Origin of the sequence: Longimonas sp., assembly GCF_040409695.1 — a bacterium.
GTDB lineage: Bacteria > Bacteroidota > Rhodothermia > Rhodothermales > Salinibacteraceae > Longimonas.
Genome location: NZ_JARWGJ010000125.1, coordinates 1 through 7764 on the forward strand (window position 1 = coordinate 1; position 7764 = coordinate 7764).

At 60.8% G+C, this 7764-nt stretch carries 5 protein-coding genes; 3 read left to right on the plus strand and 2 right to left on the minus strand.

Features of this window, described 5'->3' with window-relative positions; all coding sequences use genetic code 11:
* Positions 1-56: 56 nt before the first annotated feature.
* Together PPP56_RS07895 and PPP56_RS07900 are read right to left on the minus strand one after the other, a co-directional pair.
* Positions 57-1844, minus strand: a complete 1788-nt coding sequence (locus PPP56_RS07895; RefSeq protein WP_353563497.1) for an LVIVD repeat-containing protein — start codon at positions 1842-1844, stop codon at positions 57-59.
* A gap of 135 nt (positions 1845-1979) precedes the next feature.
* A complete protein-coding gene (locus PPP56_RS07900; protein WP_353563498.1) occupies positions 1980-2819 on the minus strand; it encodes a DUF305 domain-containing protein in 840 nt (279 codons plus the stop codon).
* 583 nt (positions 2820-3402) lie between these two features.
* Here PPP56_RS07900 and PPP56_RS07905 point away from each other — a divergent pair.
* From PPP56_RS07905 to fabF, 3 genes are all read left to right on the plus strand, one after another.
* On the plus strand, positions 3403-5514 hold the full coding sequence (locus PPP56_RS07905; protein WP_353563499.1) for an alpha-ketoacid dehydrogenase subunit alpha/beta: 2112 nt from the start codon (positions 3403-3405) through the stop codon (positions 5512-5514).
* Positions 5515-5817: 303 nt separating this feature from the next.
* Entirely contained in the window at positions 5818-6057 is a 240-nt protein-coding gene (locus tag PPP56_RS07910; RefSeq protein WP_353563500.1) for an acyl carrier protein, read from the plus strand.
* Positions 6058-6388: 331 nt separating this feature from the next.
* Positions 6389-7642: a beta-ketoacyl-ACP synthase II gene (fabF, locus tag PPP56_RS07915; RefSeq protein WP_353563501.1), complete on the plus strand. Its 1254-nt coding sequence runs from the start codon at positions 6389-6391 to the stop codon at positions 7640-7642.
* Positions 7643-7764: the final 122 nt, after the last annotated feature.

The following is a 7764-nucleotide window of genomic DNA, read 5'->3' on the forward strand; positions in this document are numbered from 1 at the left end:
TTGTTGATGCAGCGCCAGCACCAAGACAGTCTCCTGCGGCTCCGCATGCTGCCTGCCTACATTGAAGCAGCGAGGTCGGAGGCGGCATCAGCGATGGCTTGCACGCGAGCCGGGTCGGTTGTGCCCGACTTTGTAGCTTCGGTCATCTCCGCAGCAAGGGCCGAGAGCGCGTCGCTTTGAGCGCTCGTGTCGGTCATCGCTTCGATGCGGTCGAGCTCGTCGGCAACTTCGGCAAGCTGCGACTGCGGGAGCACTTCGTGGCGCTGGGCCTGGTCGAGATAGGCTCGCACAACAGCAAAGTGCGCTGGCCACTCGTTGCGCGGCTGGTGTTGAGGGTTGAACTGGTCGTAGCTCACCAGCTTAGCCGCTTCCAGCTCGTTTTCGGTGAGATGCTCACTCGCCTCCAGCTCAAACACGTCGAATCCGCGTGCAATCTCGGTTCCATAGATATATCCGTTGTACCAGTACGTAGACCAGTACCCGGCTACATAGAGCTGGTCGTCATCCATCGGGCCCCGGTCGAAGAAGGCAATCTCGTACGGGTCGGAGGGGTCGGTAAAGTCAAAGACCGACACGCCGCCCTGGTACCAGCCCTGCACCTTGATGTCGCGCCCCGGCACCGGAATCAGCGATCCGTTGTGGGCAACGCAATTCTCGGTGCTGGTCTGTGGTACCGGAATCTTGTAGTACCCGGCGTGCTCCATCTCGCCATCCTGAAGGTGGAACAGGGCGTTGGCGCCCCAGTCGATCGGGTCGTCGGGGCGGCAGCGTGGCGAGGTGCCGCCTCCCCACTCGTCGGTGAAGAGGACCGACGTGCCGTCGTTATTGAATGTGGCTGAGTGCCAGAACGCAAAGTTCGGATCCTCCACCTCATCGATGCGCTCGGGGTTGGCGGGGTCAGAGATATCGAGCAGAATGCCGTTGCCTGAGCAGGCTCCCGCGGCGAGTCCTAACTCAGGGTAGATGGTGATGTCGTGGCAGCGGTTCGTGGCGCGCGTCTGCTGCGTGCCCTCGCCGTGGTCGCCTCCGGGCCAGAGCCCATCCGGGTCACCGGTCTCCTCATCCGCAAACACCCGCGGCTCGCTTATGACGCGAGCGGTTTCGGGCGCATCCAGCGGGACCTGGATGACTTCGATCTGGAAAAGGGACGTTTCGGGGTCTTCGGCCGGAGGGAGGTCAGAGCAGCCTTCCAGTTCAGCGCTGTGGCGCACGAAGCTGGTGCCCGACACGTATACGTAGAGGTTTTCATCGTCATGAGGGGAGTCGAGCAAGGTGTGCGTATGCGACCCGCGGCAGGTCTGAACGGCTGCAATCTGCTCTGGCGCCGACACGTCGCTGATATCGAAGATGCGAACGCCGCGAAAGCGCTCCTCATCAACTGCGCCCGAAGTGCCCTGCGGCCCGCAGTCGAGGCGTCCGCGGGCTTGCTCGACGGACATAAACACGAGGTCGCCGTGAATCGAGACGTCGCCCTGTCCGCCCGGACATACGACCGTTGTTTTTAGCTCGGGGGCTTCCGGAGTCGAGATGTCGTAGATCATGAACCCACTGAAGTTACCCACTACAGCGTAGTTGTCGCGAAAGCCCATATCGGAGTTCGCGTAGTTCAGGTCGCCGGGGTCGTCTGGGTTAATGAACACATCGGGGCGCGGGTCAGAAGCCAAGATGCGCATGTGCCGAGCGGCCTCCTCGGCATCATACCATCCGGCTTCGAGTCCAATACGTGGGTCATCCGGATCCCACCAGATGTTGTCAGAGTCAGCATCCTGGGCGGTGGCCGGGGCCGTCAGCGCCAGCATCAGTGCAAGCGTGATAAGCCCAAATACGTAGCGAGGCAAGGTCATAGAAACGGAAACGATTAACAGGAAAACGTAAAAGGGTAGAGGGATGCAGGGCGTGCAGAAGCCGCCTCATAGCGTAGGGGGCCAGATGCGGATTGCTGCATCTGCTCGAAGCTCCGGAAGTCGTTGCGATGGTTCTTACTCATACGCAGTGAGCATGCGCTGCATCCGGCGAATCTCAGTGTCCTGGGCCGACTCGACGTGCGATGCAAACAGGTCGACCGTGCTCTCCTGCCCTCCTCCGGGCGACTGGTAGAGCTCTTCGACCATGATAACAGCCCCCTCGTGGTGGTAGATCATGAACTCAAGGAAGAGCTGCTCGAAGCGCTCGCCCTCCGCATCAGCCAGCTGCTGCATCTGGTCGGGACTCAGCATCCCAACCATGTCAGAGTGGTCATGCATAGCGTGGTTGGCATGTCCGTCATGATCGGAGTCGCTGTGATCGGCGTGCTCATGATCCGTCGTGGTTCCAGAACCGTTGCGATGAGCGCTGTGCTGACTGTTGTGGATGGCGTCTCCTGCAGCACTTTCATGCACGATAGGTGGCAGCGCGGGTACCTCGGCATCGCGATCATGCAGCCACTGTACCATCTGCGCGATCTCATCGGCCTGAGCCCGTTCGATGCGAAGCGCCAGGCTTCGGAGTTGCTCATCTGCTGTGCGTTCTTCAACCAGCGCCGTCATCTCAAGCGCCTGCGCATGGTGCAAGATCATGTCTTGCATGAACGTGATGTCGGCCTCGGTATGTGCAGGTGCGCCCCGGTCGGTGGTGGCGTCGTATGCGCGGCTCGGTTCGCCCGGTGCCCCCGGACGTACTACCGAGGACGAGGTACCGGCTGTATCCGATACGATAATGGTGCGCACGACACGGTCGGCATCATCCATGCTGGCCTTCTGCGCGTGTCCAACAGGCGCAAAACCCAGCCCGAGCAGGGCGGCTCCAATGATACCGGTGGTAAAGCGTATAACAGTAGACATGGCCAGTAAGCGGCGATAAAACGACGGTAAAAAGAGATACAGCAGGTCCCATGTGCGTAGTGTAGGCACACATGGTACACGCGCAATGTACAAAGCGTTCGCTTAATCTTCTACTGCTCTGGGGCGCATCGAAAACAGCAGAAGCCCCGTCCATGACATGCGTCATCTTCTGATGCAGTCGCAGCGCGCACATGAGAGCGAGCGCCGCCGCGGCGCAAACTGGACTCCGATCGAGGTTCGTAGCAGGGCTACGGGCCGACACGAGGGCGCAGCGCAATGGAGCCGCCCGGAGCGCCCCGCCCGCAGAGAAGACGTCTCTTGGAATACCTCCCATCGTCTCTTGGGGACAGCGCCTATCGCACTGGAAGAACTAAGCACTTTTTCACCCTTAAAGTGCCTGTTCTTCCATATAATTGAAGTAATCGGAAGCGCTTCGTTCAGGAGTGTGGTGCACAGACCGTACACCGCAACACGTGCAGCCTGCGTCTTTTAAGCCTACGTGTTTGGATGTGTACGGGCACGTTCTCCTTGAATGATTGGCGGGTCCACTCGAAATTGGTAGGAATGAACTGGAGTTTTGCCCATGTCAAATCCCAATCCGCGCATCGCTGATGTCGCACATGCCGCCACCGAGGCGGTGTCGACCCCGCAGTATGAGGCCCCCTTCGACCTGGAGCCCCGTACGCCCCACGACTTCTCGCCCGACGAGCTGCGGCAGGTACTGCGCACCATGATGCTGTCGCGGCGCCTTGATGAAAAGATGATGACGCTGCTCAAGCAGGGGAAGGGGCACTTCCATATCGGCGCTTCTGGCCACGAGGCCGCACAGGCCGCCGTGGGCTTCTATGCCCAACCCGGCCACGACTGGTTCGCCATGTACTACCGGGACCTCTGCATCACGCTTTCGCTCGGGATGCGCCCCGAAGATGCGTTCCTGGCCCACCTTGCCAAGGCCAACGACCCCCACTCGGGCGGACGCCAGATGCCGGAGCACTTCGGGCTTCGCGACCTGAACGTGATGACGACCTCGTCCTCGGTCGGCGCTCAGTTTATGCCAGCCGTTGGATTCGGGCTCTCCATTCAGCAGCGCGGCGAAGACGCTTTTGTCTATGCTTCGTGTGGCGATGGCGCCACCTCGCAGGGCGACTTCCACGAGGCCCTCAACTGGGCCACTCGCGCCCAGGCACCGGTGCTCTTCATGGTGCAAGATAACAAGTACGCCATCTCCGTTCCGGTCGAGGAGCAGACCGCCGGTGGCACCGCCTACAAGCTGGCCGCTGGATACGACGGACTCAGCCGCATCCGTGTCGACGGCACCGACTTCTTCGAGATGGCCAGCGCAGCCGATGCCGCCATCACTCATATGCGCAACGGTGGCGGCCCCGTATGCCTCGTGGCCGATGTCGTGCGCCTGCTGCCTCACTCCTCCTCTGACGACCACACAAAGTATCGCCCCGACGAGGAGCTGGAGTCCGACCGCGCCATCGACCCGATCCAGCGCCTGCGCAACACGCTCACCGAGCATAACATCTTCTCCACCGAAGAGATCGACGCGCTGCAGAGCGACGTGAAGGAACAGGTCGAAGAAGCCTCTCGCTGGGCCCAGGAGCAGCCCGATCCGGATCCCGCAACAGCAACCAAGCATGTCTTCTTCGAAGGCGATCTGGGGCTCGACTACAACGACGAGTCGGACATCGACCCCGATGCCGACCCGATCGTTATGGTGGATGCGATCAACCGCGCCCTAAAAGAGGAGATGGCGCGCAACGAAAAGATTATCGTCTATGGCGAGGACGTTGCCGGGGATAAGGGAGGCGTGTTCACCGCGACCAAAGACCTGACCCGGCTGTACGGCGAAGACCGCTGCTTCAACGCCCCCCTCGCGGAGGCCTCTATCATTGGTAGCGCCGTTGGATGGGCAGCCAGTGGCTACCGGCCGGTTATCGAAATTCAGTTTGCCGACTATATCTGGCCCGGCATGCAGCACCTGCGCAATCAGGTCGCACCATTCCGGTATCGCTCCAATAACACGTGGAGCTGCCCTATGGTCATCCGCGTGCCCTGCGGAGGCTACATCCATGGCGGACTCTGCCACTCGCAGAATATCGAGTCTATCTTTGGGCACACGCCGGGTATCAAAATTGCCATGCCCTCTACAGCAGCCGATGCCAAGGGATTGCTTACGACGGCCATGCGCATGGAAGACCCCGTCATGTTCCTGGAACACAAGGCGCTCTACCGGTCGGCTGCAGCACGCACCCCCACGCCGCCGGAAGAGTACCTGCTTCCGTTCGGCCAGGCCCGCGTTGTTCGTGAAGGGAGCGACCTGAGCATTATCACGTACGGCATGATGGTCCACAAAGCCAACAACGCGGCTCGTGAACTCGCCAAAGAAGGAATCGATGTCGAGGTCGTTGACCTGCGCACCATGGTGCCACTCGACACCGACACGATCCTCGAATCCGTCGCGAAGACCAACCGCGCGCTCGTGCTCTACGAAGATCATGAGTTTGTTGGATACGGAGCCGAGATTAGCGCACAGATTGCTGACCTCGCCTTCAAGCAGCTGGATGCGCCTGTCCGCCGGGTAGCCGGCGCCTTTTCCCATATTCCGTTTGCACACAGCCTCGAACGCGAGGTGCTGCCCAGCGACGAGGACGTGCTGGAGGGCGCTCGTGAACTGGCCGCCTTTTAGCGCTGCTGGAAAGGCCTGGCTGCCCCGCCCGTTCGACCTGCGCGCTCGCCCTGCATGGTTTCCTCTTTGGGGCACGCTGCACGCGTTCAAACAGCCGCAACCGCACCGGCCAGTCCGCTAAACCGAAACCATTTGTACACGGGCGCCGTGTAGTGGTGCGGACAGGCGAAGCAGGGCCCTAACAGCCTGCTACGCCCCCCATTTTCGCGCCGCACCCCCTCAGATAACGGGGCTGCGCCACGCGCTCTCCTCCGTCGAGGAACCTATTTCGCACTGATTTAACGCACAACCAAACGACAGACTATGGCTACCGATATCGAGTCCACTGTGAAAAATATCATCGTCGAAAAGCTCGGCGTTGATGAAGCCGACGTAACCACTGACGCGTCATTCACCAACGACCTGGGCGCCGATTCGCTCGACACCGTCGAGCTGATCATGGAGTTCGAGAAAGAGTTCGACCTTACGATCTCCGACGAAGACGCCGAGCAGATTGCCACAGTGGGCGATGCTGTTGATTACCTCTCCGAAAAGGTGGCGTAACATTTTTTCGGCAGTATGACCAGTCGCCCGGCGGCCCTCGCATGCACGCGAGCTGGTTCGCCGGGTTTGCTGTTCGTGGGGCAGGTATGCTTTTTAAGAGCGCCTTCCCGATCGCTTATCGGGCCCACCGCCTGCCGTACCCACAGAATGCCCCTATAGTAATGACCCATAGAATGCTACGTGCGTAGCCATTCACAGAACTGCTGCACCGCTTCGGCATCGCAGGCTATCTGCTTGCACGCTACGCCGCCGGTGCCCACACGCGCCGCTCTACCACCACTGCCATGCGCGTTTTACCTCTTGCTCTTTACGACTAACTGCTTTCTCCATCATGTCTGACCGCCGAGTTGTTGTTACGGGCATGGGCGCACTCACGCCCATCGGGCTCACCGTAGATACGTTCTGGGATGCCCTCCTCAAAGGCACAAGCGGAGCCGCAACCATCGAGTCGTTCGACCCCGACGGCCTGCGCACCACCTTCGCCTGCGAGCTGCCTGACTTCGACATTGAAGACCACCTCGATGCCAAGTCGGCCCGTCGCATGGACCCGTTCTGTCAGTATGCCCTCGTCGCAGCGGCAGAGGCGGTCGAGCATGCTGGTCTCGACAGCGACGCCATGTCGCAAGATGCCAAAGACCGCATCGGCGTCGTTTACGGCAGCGGTATTGGGGGGATGCAGACGTTCCACGAGCAGACGGAGTACTTCATTGACAGCGGCGAAACACGCGTATCGCCGTTCTTCATCCCCATGCTCATTCCCGACATTGCCAGCGGTCAGATCGCGATTCAGCACGGCTTTCGCGGCCCCAACCACGCTATCGTATCGGCCTGTGCCACCGGTAATCACAACATCGCCGATGCCTTTCGCCTCATCCGCGACGGCACCATCGACGGGGCCGTCTGTGGCGGTACCGACGCCTGCGTAACCAAGCTCGGCATTGCCGGCTTTGCTTCGATGCGCGCCCTGTCAACACGCAACGACGATCCGGCCCACGCCAGCCGCCCGTTTGACAAGCACCGCGACGGCTTTGTGATGGGGGAAGGCGCCGGTGCGCTCTTCATCGAAAGCCTTGAACAGGCACAGGAACGCGGCGCCACCATTCACGCCGAAGTCCTCGGCACCGGCATGTCGGCCGATGCTCACCACCTTACAGCCCCCGACCCAAACGGCGGCGGCGTACGTCTGGCGCTCAACCGTGCCCTTGAGTATGCCGAACTGAACCCGGAAGATATCGACTACATCAATGCGCATGGCACCTCTACACCGCTGGGGGATGCCGCTGAAACGTCGGCTATCAAGCAGGTCTTTGGCGAGCATGCCTACGACCTGAATGTGTCGTCTACGAAGAGCATGACCGGACACCTGCTTGGCGCTGCCGGTGCAGTTGAGGCCATTGCATGTATTCAGGCGCTGAAGCACAACGTGGTACCGCCCACAATCAATTTTGAAGAGAGCGACCCTGAGTGCGACCTCAACTATACGTTCAACGAGCCGCAGGAACGCGAGTTGAACGTCGTCCTCAACAATGCCTTCGGCTTTGGCGGACACAACACATCGCTCGTGCTTGGCGCGTTCGATGGATAGGCACCAGCGGCAGGCATCCCCGGCAGGCATCCCCGGCAGGCATCCCCGGCAGGCATCCACGCGGGCGCCTCTGGCCGGGGCTGTAGCATACGTTCGGGACTGCGTCAGCGCCACGCATCCCC

Bases quoted from the DNA above. Each gene is read 5' to 3' on its own strand.
- PPP56_RS07910 (WP_353563500.1), top strand. From the start codon at position 5,818: ATGGCTACCGATATCGAGTCCACTGTGAAAAATATCATCGTCGAAAAG.
- PPP56_RS07895 (WP_353563497.1), bottom strand. From the start codon at position 1,844: ATGACCTTGCCTCGCTACGTATTTGGGCTTATCACGCTTGCACTGATG.
- PPP56_RS07900 (WP_353563498.1), bottom strand. From the start codon at position 2,819: ATGTCTACTGTTATACGCTTTACCACCGGTATCATTGGAGCCGCCCTG.
- PPP56_RS07905 (WP_353563499.1), top strand. From the start codon at position 3,403: ATGTCAAATCCCAATCCGCGCATCGCTGATGTCGCACATGCCGCCACC.
- fabF (WP_353563501.1), top strand. From the start codon at position 6,389: ATGTCTGACCGCCGAGTTGTTGTTACGGGCATGGGCGCACTCACGCCC.